This window comes from Peterkaempfera griseoplana (assembly GCF_001418575.1).
Taxonomy (GTDB): Bacteria; Actinomycetota; Actinomycetes; order Streptomycetales; family Streptomycetaceae; genus Peterkaempfera; species Peterkaempfera griseoplana.
Genome location: NZ_LIQR01000438.1, coordinates 1 through 14,541, shown reverse-complemented (window position 1 = coordinate 14,541; position 14,541 = coordinate 1). Strand labels below are relative to the sequence as shown.

Below are 14,541 nucleotides of genomic sequence, written 5' to 3'. Positions count from 1 at the left end.
CCGCCGCCGCCCGGGCCCGCGCCGCCGCCGCCGACGCTGCCGGTCTCGTCACCGGTGAGCCGGCCGAAGCCGTTGTAGCCGAAGGTGAGCGAAAGGAAGCTGTTGTCCTGCGAGCCGCCGACATAGGGCCGGGACGAGGCCGGCATCAGCTCGACGACAGCGACCCACCAGCCGCCGGCCACCACCATGGCCGCACCTGCCAGCAGCAGCTGCCGCACCCTGCGCCACAGCCCGGTCGGTGCGGTCACCAGATGGGCCAGGGCGAACGCCGGGAGCACCAGGAACGCCTGCAGGGTCTTGGTGAGGAAGGCGAAGCCGAGGAGCACCCCGGCCAGCACCAGCCACCGGGTGCCGGCCGCCTCCTGGGCGCGCTGCACCGCGTAGGCGGCGAGGGCGAGCAGCAGCACCAGCAGCGCATCGGGGTTGTTGAAGCGGAACATCAGCGCCGCGACCGGCGTCAGCGCCAGTACCGCTCCGGCCAGCAGAGCGGCCCGGGGGGAGTGGCGCCGCCGCACCGCGGCGTGGACGGTGCCCACCGTGGCCACGCCCATCAGTGCCTGCGGAAGCAGCACGCTGAAGGAGCTGAGCCCCAGGACGCGTGCGGAGAGCTCCATGGGCCAGAGCGACATGGGGGGCTTGTCGACGGTGATGAAGTTGCCCGCGTCCGAGGAACCGAAGAAGAAGGCCTTCCAGCTGACCGTGCCGGCCTGGACCGCCGCGGAGTAGAAGGAGTTGGCCCATCCCGAGACGCTGAGGTTCCCCAGGTAGAGCACGGCGGTGGCGGCCAGCAGGCCGAGCAGGGCCGGGCGGGCCCAGCGGGGGTCCTCCGGCCGGCCCCGCCACAGCCGCACCGGGAGTCCGCGCAGGCCGCCGGGCGGCTCGTCCGCCGGTCCGGGGCCGCCATCGGGCGCGCCGGGCAGGGCGGGCGGCGGCGCGATCAACGGGACCGGCGCCCCGGGCTGCGGTGGCGAGGGATCGGGGAGGTGCGTGGTCATCGGTCGGGTTCCTCGTCCTGGTGGGAGTGCGGGGCGGTGGTGCCGCTGCGCTCCAGGCTTCCGAGCGTTTCTGAGGCGTTCGTGAGACCCGGCTGTGAACCGGGTGTGTTCCGGCCGGGGGCCGCCGCGCGGGTCCTCACGGCGCGACTCACGGCCGGTTCCGGGCGCCGGGTGGGGCGCTGGCGCGCTCCGACGGATCGCGGACCCGGGACGCACCCGCACCGCGCCTCCGGGACGCGCTGTGGTGATCAGCACGTGGTGCGCTGCTGCACATGACTTGCAGTTGAGATCTGAAGGCGAAAGGATTGCCGGGCTGTCGAACCGCCCCAGCCAGGAACGAGGACCCGTCCGATGACCACCGCCAGCGTGCCGGCCGAGGCCACCGAGGCTCCCCGCAGCCGTCCCAGGGGCAGGCTCACCCGGCAGGAGTGGTCTCGGCTGGCCGGGATGGGCGGCTTCGTCCTGCTGCTCCACGTCGTGGGCTGGTTCACCCTGCTGGCCATCGTGGCACCGCAGCACCACCAGGTCGGCGGCGTCGTCTTCGGCGCCGGCATGGGCCTCACCGCCTACACCCTGGGGATGCGGCACGCCTTCGACGCCGACCACATCGCGGCCATCGACAACACCACCCGCAAGCTGATGTCCGACGGGCAGCGGCCGCTGTCGGTGGGGTTCTGGTTCTCGCTGGGCCACTCCTCCGTGGTCTTCGGCCTCTGCACCCTGCTCGCCGTCGGCGTCAGGGCGCTGGCCGGCCAGGTCGAGGACGACGGCTCCGCGCTGCAGCGCACCACCGGACTGATCGGCACCACCGTCTCCGGTGTCTTCCTGATGCTGATCGCCGTGATCAACCTGGGGGTGCTGACCGGCATCCTCAAGGTCTTCCGGCGGATGCGCACCGGTGACTACGACGAGGCCGAGCTGGAGGCGCAGCTGGACAAGCGCGGCCTGATGAACCGGATCCTCGGCCGGGCCACCCGGGCCGTCACCAAGCCCTGGCACATGTACCCGGTCGGACTGCTCTTCGGCCTGGGCTTCGACACCGCCACCGAGGTGTCGCTGCTGGTGCTCGCCGGGGGCGCGGCCGCCTTCCAGCTGCCCTGGTACGCCCTGCTGACGCTGCCGGTGCTCTTCGCGGCAGGGATGAGCCTGCTGGACACCATCGACGGCTCGTTCATGAACTTCGCCTACGAGTGGGCGTTCTCCAAGCCGGTGCGCAAGGTCTACTACAACATCACCATCACCGGTCTGTCGGTGGCGGTGGCCTTCGTCATCGGCGGTATCGAGCTGACGTCGCTGGTGGCCGAGAAGCTGGACATCAGCGGTGGGGTGATCGGCTGGATCGGCGGCCTGGACCTGAACCTGGTGGGCTACGCCATCGTCGGGCTCTTCGTCCTGACCTGGCTGGTGGCGCTGGGGATCTGGCGGTTCGGCCGGATCGAGGAGAAGTGGACCCAGGGCCTGCGCCGGGGAGCGGCCGAGGAGGCGTGAGCCGCGGCCTGCCCGCCGCCGCCGCCACCGCGTGCGCCGGGGTGTCCGGGGCGCACCCCGCGCGCCCGTTGACCCCGCCGCGGGCGGCTGGGGATCCTGGGGACGGCTGGGGCCTCTCCGACACCGCACACGGGGCGGGAAGGGCGGAGGAGCCCTCGGGGGCTGCGCCGCCGCTGCGGCGTACACGGCATGAGGGGGACATGCGGTGGGATCTTCGACAGGCGTACGGACCGCTGCACGGACCGCAGCCGCAGTGACGGCCGCGTTGCTGCTGCTGGCGGCCTGCGACTCGGGCGGCGGCGCACCGGCCGGCGGCGCGGGCGCTACGGGGGAGGGGCTGCCCGCACCGGCCCCCAGCACCTCCGCGGCGGTGCCCAGCCCGACCCCGACGCCCTACGGGCGGTCGCTCGCCGGTCTGGTGGACCCGGTCGGCCGGGCGCTCGGCAGGGCCGCGGCGGCCAGGAGCGTCGGCGACCTGGGCGACCGCCTTGCCGACGCGCGGCAGGCGGCGGACGACGCGGCGCGCGGCCTCGACGACGTGGGCCCGCCGCAGAACGCCGCCCAGCCGCACCGGGACCTGGTGGCGGCGCTGACCCGACTGGCCGCCGACCTGGAGTCGGTCCGTGCGGACCTGGACCGCAGGCACTACTGCACGGCGTCCGCGGCGCTGGCGGGACTGGGCGCCTCCCAGGGGCTGAAGGCGCTGCCGGGGGCGCTCTCCCGGCTGGCCCGCGCCGGCTACCGGACGTCCTACCGCGCCCCGCACACCGGCGCCCGGCAGGACCGCCGCAAGTCCACGGGCAGCTATGTCCACAACGGCAGCCGCACCGGCCGCGGCGAGCTCACCATCGAGAACGGCGGCTCCCAGGACGCGGTGATCTCCCTGGCCAAGGGGAAGCGGACGGCGTACTCCGTGTATGTCCGCAAGGGCGCGGACTACAAGGTGCGCGGGGTGCGGGACGGCACCTACACCGTCTACTTCACCAGCGGCCGGGACTGGGACTCCAAGGCCAGACGCTTCACCAGGGACTGCGGGTTCAGCAGGTTCGACGACCCGCTGCGTTTCACCACCACGGTGACCAGCACCCAGATCCGCTGGAGCACCTGGCGGCTCACCCTGCAGCCGGTGTTCGGCGGCAACGCCACCACCTCGGACCTGGACGAGGGCTCCTTCCCGAGCCCGTGAGCCGGGGCCGTGGGTACCCGGGGGCCAGGTCCGTGAGCCGGGCCCGGGAAGGAGCTGCGGTGCAGCGGTCTCGCGGCGCTCAGCCGACGGTGAGCGCGGCGTCGTCCACCACGAAGGACGTCTGCTTGGTGGACCCCTCCGTCCCGGTGAACTTCAGGGTGACGGTCTGACCCGCGTAGGCGGACAGGTCGAAGCTCCTGGCCGTGTAGCCGGCGGCGGCGTTGAGGTTGGAGTAGGTGGCCAGGGTGGAGAGCACACTGCCCGCGCTGTTGAGCACCTGCACCTTGAGGGTGTCGTACGCGGTGGAGGTGGTGGTCTCGGCCGTGTCGACGTGCAGGTAGAAGGAGAACTTCGCCGAGGTGCAGCCGCTGGGCACGGTGACCTGCTGCGCCAGGGTCCGGGTGTTGGCGCTGCCGTAGCCGTTCAGCCAGGCGTCCCAGCTGCCGGCGTGGGCGGGCTCGGTGGAGCCGCTGTAGAGGATGTCGCTGTCGCTGACGGTCCACGGCGAGGCGCTGCCGGACTCGAAGCCCCCGTTGCCGAGCAGCTGCGCCGCGGTGCAGCCGCCGGTGCCGCCCGTCGTGCCGCCGGTGGTGGTCCCGCCCGTGGTGCCGCCGGTGGTGGTTCCGCCCGTGGTGCTGCCGGAGCCGGCGCCGGAGAGCCACTCGGTGGCGTTCAGGGCGAGGGCGGCATCGGTGCCCGCGGGGTCGTTCCAGCCGTCGTACAGGGTGTTGCCGGACTGCCCGGTGCCGTCGTCGGCCGGTGAACTGTCCCCCCAGATGGCCACCCGGCCGCTGCCGAAGGTGGAGGTGACGAAGAACGCCCCGGTGGTGCCGGTGGAGCTGTAGCCGGTACGCCACAGCAGGCCCTTGACGGCGGGGTTGTCGGCGGGCTTGAGGGTGAAGGTGGTGCCGTCCCGCAGGATGCTGCCGGTGACCGCGCCGAAGGAGCCGTGCAGCACGGGGTTGCTGCTGTCGGAGATCGCCCGGGGGTTGTCGGTGGAGACGTCCAGCAGGTCGACGGAGAAGCCGAAGGGGTCGGTGTTGTCGACGCCGTTGCTGGTGAGCAGGTCGTTGATGACGGCGGGGGAGTCGTAGCCGTCGTTGTTGCGGTCGCTGTTGTTGTGGTCCGAGATCAGGAAGAGCCCGCCGCCGTTCTGCACGAACTTCATCACGGCGGTCTTCTCCGCGCTGCTCAGCCGGACGTTGGGCTCCGGCAGCACGAAGGTGTCGAAGTTGGAGAGGTCCAGGGCGTTGGAGGTGTTGCCGTAGGTGATGGTGGAGCCCGAGGGCAGCGTCTTCAGGCTGTAGTCGCCGTGCCGCTGGAGTGCCACGCCCCAGGAGGACAGCGCGCCGGTCCAGGAGGTCTCGCTGCTGGGCGAGGAGTTCTGCGCCAGCGGGTCGGGCTGGCTGGTGCTGATGATCCAGTCGGCGTTTCCGGCGGTCTCCGCCTTGGTGTTGTCGAACAGCACCCGGTGGGTGGTGGTCGCGGCCGCCGCGGGTGCCGCGGTGGCGGCGGGCAGGGCGGCGGCGCCGGCGAGTGCGGCGGCCAGGGCGGTTGCTGCGCCGAGCAGGCGCCGGCGGGCAGGGGTGCGCGGTCCGGGCATGGTGACAGCCTCCGGGGGTGTCGAGCCGAGGGTTCGGGACCGGGCGCGGGGGCACGCCCGCAGAGGAGTATCCGCGCGTAGACCCGTGCGCTGCCAGGGGTGGGAGGTAAATGTGTCTTGAACTGTTCATGTCGCCCCCGCCGGGCCCTGGCGGAGCGTCAGGGACGGTGCCGCAGCGGGTGGTCGGCCGGGACCTCCACCACGCAGATGCGCACCCCGTCCGGATCGCTGACCCACATCTCCAGCAGCCCCCAGGGCTCCAGCACCGGCTCCCGCACCACCGTCACCCCGCGCCCGGACAGCTCCCGGTGCGCCGCCCGCACATCGGCCACCTGCAGCCACAGCTGCACCGCCGGCGACGCCGCGGGCTCGGCCCGCCCCGACACCTCCAGGAACCCTCCGCCCAGGAAGAACACCGTGCCGCGCTCCGGGCCGGTGCCGAACTCCCGATAGATCTCCAGGCCCAGCGCATCGCGGTAGAAGGCGCGGGTACGGGGAAGATCGGCGGGACGCAGCAGAACCCGGCTGCTCAGTACATGGACCACGGCAACGAGCCTACGGCCCGCCGCCTCGCGGACCGGTGGAAGACCGGATCCCCGGCCCTGTCACCCCAGGAGCGCCTGATGACCCTCTCCCTGGCAGATGTCGACGCCCTCGCCGAACGGGCCCACCGCGGCCAGATCGACAAGATCGGCGAGCCCTATGTGGAGCACGTACGGGCGGTCGCCCACGGAGTCCGGCCGTTCGGCACCGGCCTGGCGATGGCCGGACTGCTGCACGACACCCTGGAGGACACCGGCCTCACCGCCGCCGATCTGCACTCCGCCGGGGTGCCCTCGGCCGTGGTGGCCCTGGTGGAGCGGCTCACCCACCGCCCGGAGGTGCCGTACGAGGAGATGGTGCGCCAGGTCGCCACCGACTACGCCGCCACCCTGGTGAAGATCGCCGACAATGCCCACAACTCCCTTGCGGAGCGCGCCGCGCAGCTCCCGCAGGAGCGGCGCGCACAGCTGGCGGCCAAGTACGGCGGGGCCCGGGAGATCCTCTGGAGGGCCGTGCCCCGGTCCGACGTGGAGGCCGTGGTCCGCCGGGTCAACCCGGCGCTGCTCCGGGACGGCGAGCGGTGAAGTCGCAGGCAACGGTAGTGGGACCGGTGCCGGGTGGTCCAAGATGCCCAGTAGTTCGGGCGACGATCTGGAGGGACCATGACGGCAACCACGGGCGGCGACGCCTTCCGGGAGGCACGTGACTTCCTGCTGGCCCACCGGGAGGACTGGGCCACCGCGCACCGGGACTTCCGCTGGCCGCGGCCGGAGTCCTTCAACTGGGCGCTGGACTGGTTCGACGTGATCGCCCGCGGCAACGACCGCACCGCCCTGTGGATCGCCGAGGAGGACGGCTCCGAGCAGCGGTTCTCCTTCGCCGAGATGTCCGAGCGCTCAGACCGGGTGGCCAACTGGCTGGCGGGCCTGGGCGTACGGCCCGGCGACCGGATCATCCTGATGCTCGGCAACCAGGTGGAGCTCTGGGAGACCCTGCTGGCGGCGATGAAGCTGCGCGCGGTGGTCATCCCCGCCACCACCCTGCTGGGCCCGGCCGATCTGCGCGACCGGGTGGACCGCGGCGGCGGCCGGGTGGTGGTGGCTCGCGCCGCCGACACCGCCAAGTTCGACGCGGTGCCGGGCGAGTACACCCGCATCGCGGTCGGCGGCACCGCCGACGGCTGGCTGCCGTACGCCGAGGCCTACGACGCGCCCGCGGGGTTCACCCCCACCGGGCCCACCGCCGCCGACGACACCCTGCTGCTGTACTTCACCTCCGGGACCACCGCCCGCCCCAAACTCGTGGAGCACACCCATGTCTCCTACCCGGTGGGCCATCTGTCCACCATGTACTGGATCGGGCTGCGGCCGGGGGACGTGCACCTCAACATCTCCTCGCCGGGCTGGGCCAAGCACGCCTGGAGCAACCTCTTCGCGCCGTGGAACGCCGAGGCGACCGTCTTCATCCACAACTACACCCGCTTCGACGCCGACCGGCTGCTGGCGGAGATGGAGCGCTGCGGCGTCACCAGCTTCTGCGCCCCGCCGACCGTGTGGCGGATGCTCATCCAGGCCGACCTGGGCGGCCTGGCCACCCCGCCGCGGACCGCGGTGGCGGCCGGGGAACCGCTCAACCCGGAGGTCATCGAGCACGTCCGGCGGGAGTGGGGGGTGACCATCCGGGACGGCTTCGGCCAGACCGAGACCTCGGTGCAGATCGCCAACAGCCCCGGCCAGCCCCTGAAGCCCGGTTCCATGGGCCGCCCCGTGCCCGGCTTCGCCGTCGTGCTGCTGGACCCGGTCACCGGAGAGCCCGGCGACGAGGGCGAGATCTGCCTGGACCTCACCGGGGAGCGGCCGGTGGGCCTGATGACGGGCTACTCGGGCGACCCGGAGCTGACCGCCGAGGCGATGGCGGGCGGCTACTACCGCACCGGCGACATCGGTGCCCGCGACGCCGACGGGTACATCACCTACATCGGGCGCTCGGACGACGTCTTCAAGGCCTCGGACTACAAGATCTCCCCCTTCGAGCTGGAGAGCGCCCTGCTGGAGCACGAGGCCGTCGCCGAGGCCGCCGTGGTCCCGGCTCCGGACGCGCTGCGACTGGCGGTGCCCAAGGCCTATGTGGCGCTGGCGGCCGGCTGGGAGCCCGGACCGGAGACCGCCAAGGCGATCTTCGCCCACTCACGCGAGGTGCTGGCCCCGTACAAGCGGGTCCGGCGGCTGGAGTTCGCCGAACTCCCCAAGACCATCTCCGGCAAGATCCGCCGCATTGAGCTGCGCGGCCGTGAGGAGCAGGGCCTGACCACCGGCGCCGAGTACCGCGAGGAGGACTTCCGGTGACCGGACGGCAGCTCTCCTACACCAGCGGCATATCGGACCTTCCGCTGCTCGGCGACACCATCGGCGTCAACCTGGCCCGAACGGTGGCGGCCCACCCCGACCGCGAGGCGCTGGTGGACGTGCCCTCCGGCCGCCGCTGGACCTACGCGGAGTTCGACCGGGCGGTGGCGGAGGTGGCCCTGGGCCTGCTGGCCCTGGGGGTCGCCAAGGGCGAGCGGGTGGGCATCTGGGCCGTCAACTGCCCCGAGTGGGTGCTGGTCCAGTACGCCACCGCCCGGATCGGCGCCGTGCTGGTGAACATCAACCCGGCCTACCGGGTCCACGAGCTGGAGTACGTCCTCAACCAGTCCGGCGTCGGCGTGCTGGTGTCCCAGACCGAGTACCGCACCAGTGCGTACCGCGCCATGGTGGAGGAGGTCCGGCCGCGCTGCCCCGGACTGCGGGAGGCCGTCTGGATCGCCGACCCCTCCTGGCAGGGGCTGCTGGAGGCGGGGGCCGGGGTGGACCCGGCGGCGCTCGCCGCGCGGGAGGCCCAGCTCTCCTGCGACGACCCCATCAACATCCAGTACACCTCGGGGACCACCGGCTTCCCCAAGGGCGCCACCCTCTCCCACCACAACATCCTCAACAACGGCTACTTCGTGGGCGAGCTGGTGGGCTACACCGAGCAGGACCGGGTCTGCCTGCCCGTCCCGTTCTACCACTGCTTCGGCATGGTCATGGGAAACCTCGGCGCCACCAGCCACGGGGCGTGCATCGTGATCCCCGCGCCCACCTTCGACCCCGCCGCCACCCTGCGGGCGGTCGCGGCCGAACGGGTCACCTCCCTCTACGGGGTGCCCACCATGTTCATCGCCGAGCTGGGGCTGCCGGACTTCGCCTCCTACGACCTCTCCACGCTGCGCACCGGCATCATGGCCGGGTCGCCCTGCCCGGTGGAGGTGATGAAGCGGGTGGCCGCCGACATGCACATGAGCGAGGTCTCCATCTGCTACGGGATGACCGAGACCTCGCCGGTCTCCACCCAGACCCGCCGTGACGACGACCTGGAGCGCCGCACCGCCACCGTCGGCCGGGTGATGCCGCACACCGAGGTCAAGGTGGTGGACCCGGCGACCGGCGCCACCGTGCCGCGTGGTGAGCCCGGCGAACTCTGCACCCGGGGCTACTCGGTGATGCTGGGGTACTGGAACGAGCCGGAGCGCACCGCGGAGGCGGTGGACGCGGCGCGCTGGATGCACACCGGGGACCTGGCGGTGATGCGGGAGGACGGTTACCTCACCATCGTGGGCCGGATCAAGGACATGGTGATCCGCGGCGGGGAGAACGTCTATCCGAGGGAGATCGAGGAGTTTCTGCACACCCACCCCGCGATCGCGGACGTCCAGGTGGTGGGGGTGCCCGACGAGCGGTACGGCGAGGAGGTCTGTGCCTTCGTGGTGCTGCGCGACCCCGCCGGGACGCTCAGTGCGCAGGAGGTCGCCGACTTCTGCCGGGACAGGCTGGCCCACTACAAGGTGCCGCGCCATGTGCGGGTGGTGGAGTCCTTCCCGATGACGGTCAGCGGCAAGGTGCGCAAGGTGGAGCTGCGCGAGCGGGCGGTGCGGGAACTGGGTCTGTGACCGGGCGCGGGAGGCGGCGCCGTACGGACGCCGCCTCCCGCGCCGTTACCCTCAGTGCCGGATGTCCACCACCAGGCGGCTGGGGGAGCCCAGCCGCTGAACCGTCCAGGAGGACGCCTTGTCCAGGGCGACACCGAAGGTGACATAACCCTCGAAGTCGCCGATCTTGGCGAAGCCCTTGATCCGGGTCAGGTGCAGCTTGACCAGGCGGGGCCCCTGGTAGACGGGGTCGCCGGCGGTGTTGTGCGCCGCCGCGGGGGTGAGGGCGATCTGCAGGAACGCCTTGCCCGCCAGCGGGACGTGCTCCCCGGAGCCGTCGTAGAGCAGCTGGGGGACCTGCTTGACCGTGGCGTCGGGCAGTCTGCCCTTGACGTCGATGACGATCCGGTCGTAGGTGGGATGGCCCGCCAGCCGGGCGTTGACCACCTGGGCGGTGGAGGTCCGCGGTGCGGCGGGGGCGGGGGCGGCGAGCGCGCTGCCCGCCGTGAGGAGGATGCCGGCGGCGGCGAGGGCCGTTGCTCGGGCTGCGGTCGCGCTGGGCGTCGGAACGGGCATGATGTCCCCCCTGTCGGGGTGGATTCGGGGACTACAGCTGTCTTATCGCGTAGGACGTGTGTTCGCCACTCGTGGTTGCGTCCCCTGGGTTTGCCTCACAGGCACAAAGGTTTGCCTCTGAGGCAGGATCGCTGTGCACTGGAGCCATGAGCGAGAGCATCGGGCCCGAGCCCGGCGCGGGCCAGGAGGTCGAGGGTCTCGGCGCCCGCCTGCGGGAGCAGCGCCACCGCAGCGGCCTCACCCTGGAGGCGGCCGCCGCACGGGTCGGCCTCTCCCCGGCGTATCTGTCCCGGTTGGAGACCGAACGCCGTCAGCCCTCGCTCCCCGTACTGCTGGGCCTCTCCCGAGCCTACTCGACCACCGTCGCCGAACTGCTGGGGGAAGAGCCCCAGCAGCGTGACGCGGTGGTGCGCGGCGGCCTGATGGAGCCCGGCCGCGCCGGCGGCTGGAGCTACCGCCGGGCCGGCGCCCCCGGGCGCGCCATGCAGGCCCTGCGGGTGCACATCCCGCCCGCCGTCCAGGACGCGGTGGTGCGCATCCACCCGGGCGAGGAGTGGCTGTACGTCACCGGCGGGCGGCTGCGGCTGACCCTCGGAGACACCGTGCAGCTGCTGGAACCCGGGGACGCGGCGCACTTCGACTCGCTCACGCCCCACCGGCTGGCCGCCGCCTCCGCGGACGGCGCCGAGCTGCTCTTCGTCCACACCCTGCTGCAGAGCCCGCTGGGCGAACTCTGCATCGGTCCCCACCCCGCCAGAGAGGAACCTCATCATGGCCGCTGACGCCGCCTCGACTCCCCGGGTGACCGAGGACGCCGGCAAGCCCACCGGGAACCGGGTCTACCTCCGGGTCTTCATCTACATCGCCGCGGTCCACCTGTTCGCCGCGCTGCTCTTCCTGATGTTCGCCGTCGGCGCCCGCCACTGACCGGCGCACCGGCCGACTGACCGGCGCACCGGCTGACCGGCGCACCACCCACCGGACCGGCGCGCCGCCCGTCGCCGACCGCCCGGGCGGGCGCGCCGCTGCCGCCGCCGGCGGCGCCTCGGGGCGCCGATCAGGTGACGGGCGCGGTGGATGATCTTTCCCTGGGCGCGGGTCCGGAGCAGACTGGCAGGCCGGACGGGGAGGTACGGCCTCCCCGCAAGCGTTCCCACTGCGAGAGAAGGTGCCATGGCACAGCAGGTCCGAGGTGTGGTCGCCCGGGGGAAGGGCGAGCCGGTCTCCGTGGAGACCATCCTGGTCCCGGACCCGGGACCGGGTGAGGCGGTGGTCAAGGTGCAGGCCTGCGGTGTGTGCCACACCGATCTGCACTACCGCGAGGGCGGCATCAACGACGACTTCCCCTTTCTGCTCGGCCATGAGGCGGCGGGCCTGGTCGAGTCGGTGGGGGAGGGGGTGGACGACGTCGCCCCCGGTGACTTCGTCATCCTCAACTGGCGTGCGGTGTGCGGCAGCTGTCGTGCCTGCCGCCGCGGCCGGCCCTGGTACTGCTTCAACACCCACAACGCCGCCCAGCGGATGACGCTGGAGGACGGCACCGAGCTCACCCCGGCCCTGGGCATCGGCGCCTTCGCCGAGAAGACCCTGGTCGCGGCCGGGCAGTGCACCAAGGTCGATCCCGCCGCCTCCCCCGCCGTGGCCGGACTGCTGGGCTGCGGGGTGATGGCCGGGCTGGGCGCGGCCATCAACACCGGCGGTGTGGGCCGCGGCGACAGCGTGGCCGTGATCGGCTGCGGCGGTGTGGGAGGGGCGGCCCTGATGGGCTCCCGGCTGGCCGGTGCGGGGCGGATCATCGCCGTGGACGTCGACGACCGCAAACTGGAGACCGCCCGCCGGCTGGGCGCCACCCACACCGTCAACTCCCGTGCCGCCGACCCGGTCGAGGCGATCCGTGCGCTCACCGACGGCAACGGTGCCGACGTGGTGATCGAGGCCGTCGGCCGGCCCGAGACCTACCGGCAGGCCTTCTACGCCCGCGATCTGGCGGGCACGGTGGTGCTGGTCGGCGTACCGACCCCCGAGATGCAGCTGGAGCTGCCGCTGCTGGACGTGTTCGGCCGCGGCGGCGCGCTCAAGTCCTCCTGGTACGGCGACTGCCTGCCGTCCCGTGACTTCCCCATGCTGGTGGACCTGTACCTCCAGGGGCGGCTGGACCTGGAGGCCTTCGTCAGCGAGACCATCGCCCTCGACGACATCGAGGGCGCCTTCGCCCGGATGCAGCACGGCGATGTGCTGCGCTCGGTGGTGGAGTTCGGATGACCGCCCGGATCGACCACCTCACCACCTCGGGCACCTTCTCGCTGGACGGCGGCACCTGGGAGGTGGACAACAACGTCTGGATCGTCGGCGACGGCACCGAGGCGCTGGTGATCGACGCGGCGCACGACGCCGGCGCCATCGAGCGGGCGCTGGACGGCCGGCGGCTGTCCGCGATCGTCTGCACCCACGCCCACAACGACCACATCGACGCCGCACCGGCGCTCGCCGCCCGTACCGGCGCCCCGATCCTGCTGCACCCCGACGACCTGCCGCTGTGGCGGCAGACCCACCCGGACCGGGGACCGGACGGCGAACTGGCCGACGGGCAGGAACTCACCGTCGCCGGGACCCGGCTGACGGTGCTGCACACCCCCGGCCACGCCCCCGGCGCGGTCTGCCTGTACGCGCCGGAGCTCTCCGCGGTCTTCACCGGGGACACCCTCTTCGCGGGGGGACCGGGGGCCACCGGCCGGTCGTTCTCGCACTTCCCGACGATCATCGAGTCCATCCGCGAGCGGCTGCTGACCCTGCCGCCGCAGACGGTCGTGCACACCGGGCACGGCGACTCCACCACCATCGGCGCCGAGCAGCCCCACCTGCAGGAGTGGATCGACCGCGGCCACTGACGGCGCCGCCGACCGCGACCACTGACGGCGGCCACTGACGGAGGCCGCCGGCGGCGACCACCGACCGCGGTCACCGGCCACGGCCGCCGATCCGCAGACCGGCCCGGGGCCCCTCCAGGTCCCGGGCCGGGCCGTCAGTGCCCCGGGGGACGCACCTGCGGCTGCGGGCCCCGTTCGGTGATCTGCTCCGCCGCCCACTGCGCCCACTCCTGCTGCATCCGGGTGAAGCGCAACCCCCACTCCAGGGCCAGCCTGCCGTAGACCGCCAGCGGGTCGGGGTCGGCGTCGATCCGCTCCGCCAGCTCCCGCATGCCCTGATGGGCGGCGGCCGCGGCACGTCCCTCGCGCTCCAGGTAGGTACGCCCCTGCTCCGGGGTGACCTGGTCGAGGAAGAACACCCGCAGCAGGCTCTCGCTGCGCCGCTGCCGCTCGGGCTCCACCTCCAGCAGCCAGTGGTGCAGCTCCGTACGCCCGGCGTCGGTGATCGCGTACTCCTTGCGGCCGCGCGGCCCCTCGGCGGTGACGGCGACCAGTCCGGCGTCGGCGAGCCTGTTGAGCTCGGTGTAGAGCTGGCTCTGGGTGGCCGGCCAGACGTTGGCCAGCGAGCTCTGGAAGGTGCGGAGCAGGTCGTATCCGCTGCCGGAGCGGTCGGCCAGCAGGCCCAGGACGGCGTGGCGAAGACTCATGCTCCGGATCCTAACATTCCAGCCTTGACATGTCGTGACTGGAGCTTCTAACTTTGACCTGTCGCTACTGGAATATCGAGGAGCCGGACATGCGCTATCTGCGCACCTTCCTGCCGTGGATCGCCTTCGCCGTCATCGCCACCAACGGCGACTGGCGCTACGGCGCCCCGGCCGCGCTGCTGCTCGCGGTCTGGCTGCTGCTCTCCGACCTCCGCGCAGGCCACCGCGCCGACGAACTGGTGATGGAGCTCAGCGCGGCGCTCTACTTCGCCGCGGCCACCGCCTACTCCTGGGCCGTCCCGCACTCCCCGCTGACCGCCTACGGCTCCGCCCTGTCGATGGGCTGGCTGGCCCTCACCGCCTGGGGCTCCCTGGCCGTACGCCGGCCCTTCACCCTCGGCATCGCCCGCACCATGACGCCGCCCGAGCTCTGGGACCACCCCGCCTTCCGCCGCGTCAACGTGGTCATCACCGCGGTCTGGGCCGCCTCCTTCACCGCCACCGCCGCAGCCCTGTGGGGCCTGGCCGCCGCCGCCCCGCACGCCACCGCCGCGCTGATCGGCGTCAAGGTGCTCGGCTTCGCGGTCCCGGTGGTCTTCACCCTCCGCGCCCGCAAGGCCGCCGCCGCCC

General features: G+C 72.7%; 15 protein-coding genes. 10 read left to right on the top strand and 5 right to left on the bottom strand.

The annotated features are described in order from the left end of the window. The coding region (locus AOK09_RS29080; RefSeq protein WP_157876074.1) for an ArnT family glycosyltransferase at positions 1 to 995 on the bottom strand (995 nt) is incomplete at its 3' end. Positions 996 to 1,346: 351 nt separating this feature from the next. On the opposite strand from AOK09_RS29080, the gene nicT reads away from it, so the two are divergent. Together nicT and AOK09_RS29070 are read left to right on the top strand one after the other, a co-directional pair. Next, on the top strand, positions 1,347 to 2,483 hold the full coding sequence (gene nicT, locus AOK09_RS29075) for a Nickel transporter NicT (RefSeq protein ID WP_079063520.1): 1,137 nt from the start codon (positions 1,347 to 1,349) through the stop codon (positions 2,481 to 2,483). A gap of 253 nt (positions 2,484 to 2,736) precedes the next feature. Beyond that, positions 2,737 to 3,669, top strand: coding sequence for a hypothetical protein (locus AOK09_RS29070; RefSeq protein WP_055590226.1), 933 nt, complete (start codon positions 2,737 to 2,739; stop codon positions 3,667 to 3,669). 79 nt (positions 3,670 to 3,748) lie between these two features. On the opposite strand, the gene AOK09_RS29065 is transcribed toward AOK09_RS29070, so the two are convergent. Together AOK09_RS29065 and AOK09_RS29060 are read right to left on the bottom strand one after the other, a co-directional pair. Then, a complete protein-coding gene (locus tag AOK09_RS29065) occupies positions 3,749 to 5,272 on the bottom strand; it encodes a hydrolase (protein ID WP_055590225.1) in 1,524 nt (507 codons plus the stop codon). Between the two features lie 158 nt (positions 5,273 to 5,430). Continuing rightward, positions 5,431 to 5,817, bottom strand: a complete 387-nt coding sequence (locus AOK09_RS29060) for a VOC family protein (RefSeq protein ID WP_055590224.1) — start codon at positions 5,815 to 5,817, stop codon at positions 5,431 to 5,433. 78 nt (positions 5,818 to 5,895) lie between these two features. Between AOK09_RS29060 and AOK09_RS29055 the strand changes: the two genes are divergently transcribed. From AOK09_RS29055 to AOK09_RS29045, 3 genes are all read left to right on the top strand, one after another. Next, positions 5,896 to 6,399, top strand: coding sequence for an HD domain-containing protein (locus AOK09_RS29055; RefSeq protein ID WP_055590223.1), 504 nt, complete (start codon positions 5,896 to 5,898; stop codon positions 6,397 to 6,399). A 78-nt stretch (positions 6,400 to 6,477) separates the two neighbouring features. Then, positions 6,478 to 8,160: an AMP-binding protein gene (locus AOK09_RS29050; RefSeq protein WP_055590222.1), complete on the top strand. Its 1,683-nt coding sequence runs from the start codon at positions 6,478 to 6,480 to the stop codon at positions 8,158 to 8,160. Then, positions 8,157 to 9,782, top strand: a complete 1,626-nt coding sequence (locus AOK09_RS29045; RefSeq protein WP_055590221.1) for an AMP-binding protein — start codon at positions 8,157 to 8,159, stop codon at positions 9,780 to 9,782. Before AOK09_RS29050 ends, AOK09_RS29045 begins: the two co-directional genes overlap by 4 nt. Positions 9,783 to 9,833: 51 nt before the next feature. Here AOK09_RS29045 and AOK09_RS29040 read toward each other — a convergent pair whose 3' ends face one another. After that, entirely contained in the window at positions 9,834 to 10,337 is a 504-nt protein-coding gene (locus AOK09_RS29040; RefSeq protein WP_055590220.1) for an AMIN-like domain-containing (lipo)protein, read from the bottom strand. Positions 10,338 to 10,483: 146 nt separating this feature from the next. On the opposite strand from AOK09_RS29040, the gene AOK09_RS29035 reads away from it, so the two are divergent. From AOK09_RS29035 to AOK09_RS29025, 4 genes are all read left to right on the top strand, one after another. Then, positions 10,484 to 11,119: a helix-turn-helix domain-containing protein gene (locus tag AOK09_RS29035; protein WP_055590219.1), complete on the top strand. Its 636-nt coding sequence runs from the start codon at positions 10,484 to 10,486 to the stop codon at positions 11,117 to 11,119. Further along, complete coding sequence (locus tag AOK09_RS40490; protein WP_157876073.1) at positions 11,109 to 11,264, top strand: DUF6126 family protein; 156 nt, start codon at positions 11,109 to 11,111, stop codon at positions 11,262 to 11,264. Before AOK09_RS29035 ends, AOK09_RS40490 begins: the two co-directional genes overlap by 11 nt. Before the next feature lie 246 nt (positions 11,265 to 11,510). Further along, a complete protein-coding gene (locus tag AOK09_RS29030; protein ID WP_055590218.1) occupies positions 11,511 to 12,599 on the top strand; it encodes an S-(hydroxymethyl)mycothiol dehydrogenase in 1,089 nt (362 codons plus the stop codon). Further along, positions 12,596 to 13,225, top strand: a complete 630-nt coding sequence (locus AOK09_RS29025) for an MBL fold metallo-hydrolase (RefSeq protein ID WP_055590217.1) — start codon at positions 12,596 to 12,598, stop codon at positions 13,223 to 13,225. The genes AOK09_RS29030 and AOK09_RS29025 overlap by 4 nt, the downstream gene beginning before the upstream one ends. 134 nt (positions 13,226 to 13,359) lie before the next feature. Here AOK09_RS29025 and AOK09_RS29020 read toward each other — a convergent pair whose 3' ends face one another. Further along, positions 13,360 to 13,911 (bottom strand): PadR family transcriptional regulator, encoded by a 552-nt coding sequence (locus tag AOK09_RS29020; RefSeq protein WP_055590216.1) that lies wholly within the window; start codon positions 13,909 to 13,911, stop codon positions 13,360 to 13,362. A gap of 89 nt (positions 13,912 to 14,000) precedes the next feature. Here AOK09_RS29020 and AOK09_RS29015 point away from each other — a divergent pair. Beyond that, positions 14,001 to 14,541, top strand: a 541-nt coding sequence (locus AOK09_RS29015; RefSeq protein WP_055590215.1) for a hypothetical protein, incomplete at its 3' end; no start/stop codon positions are given.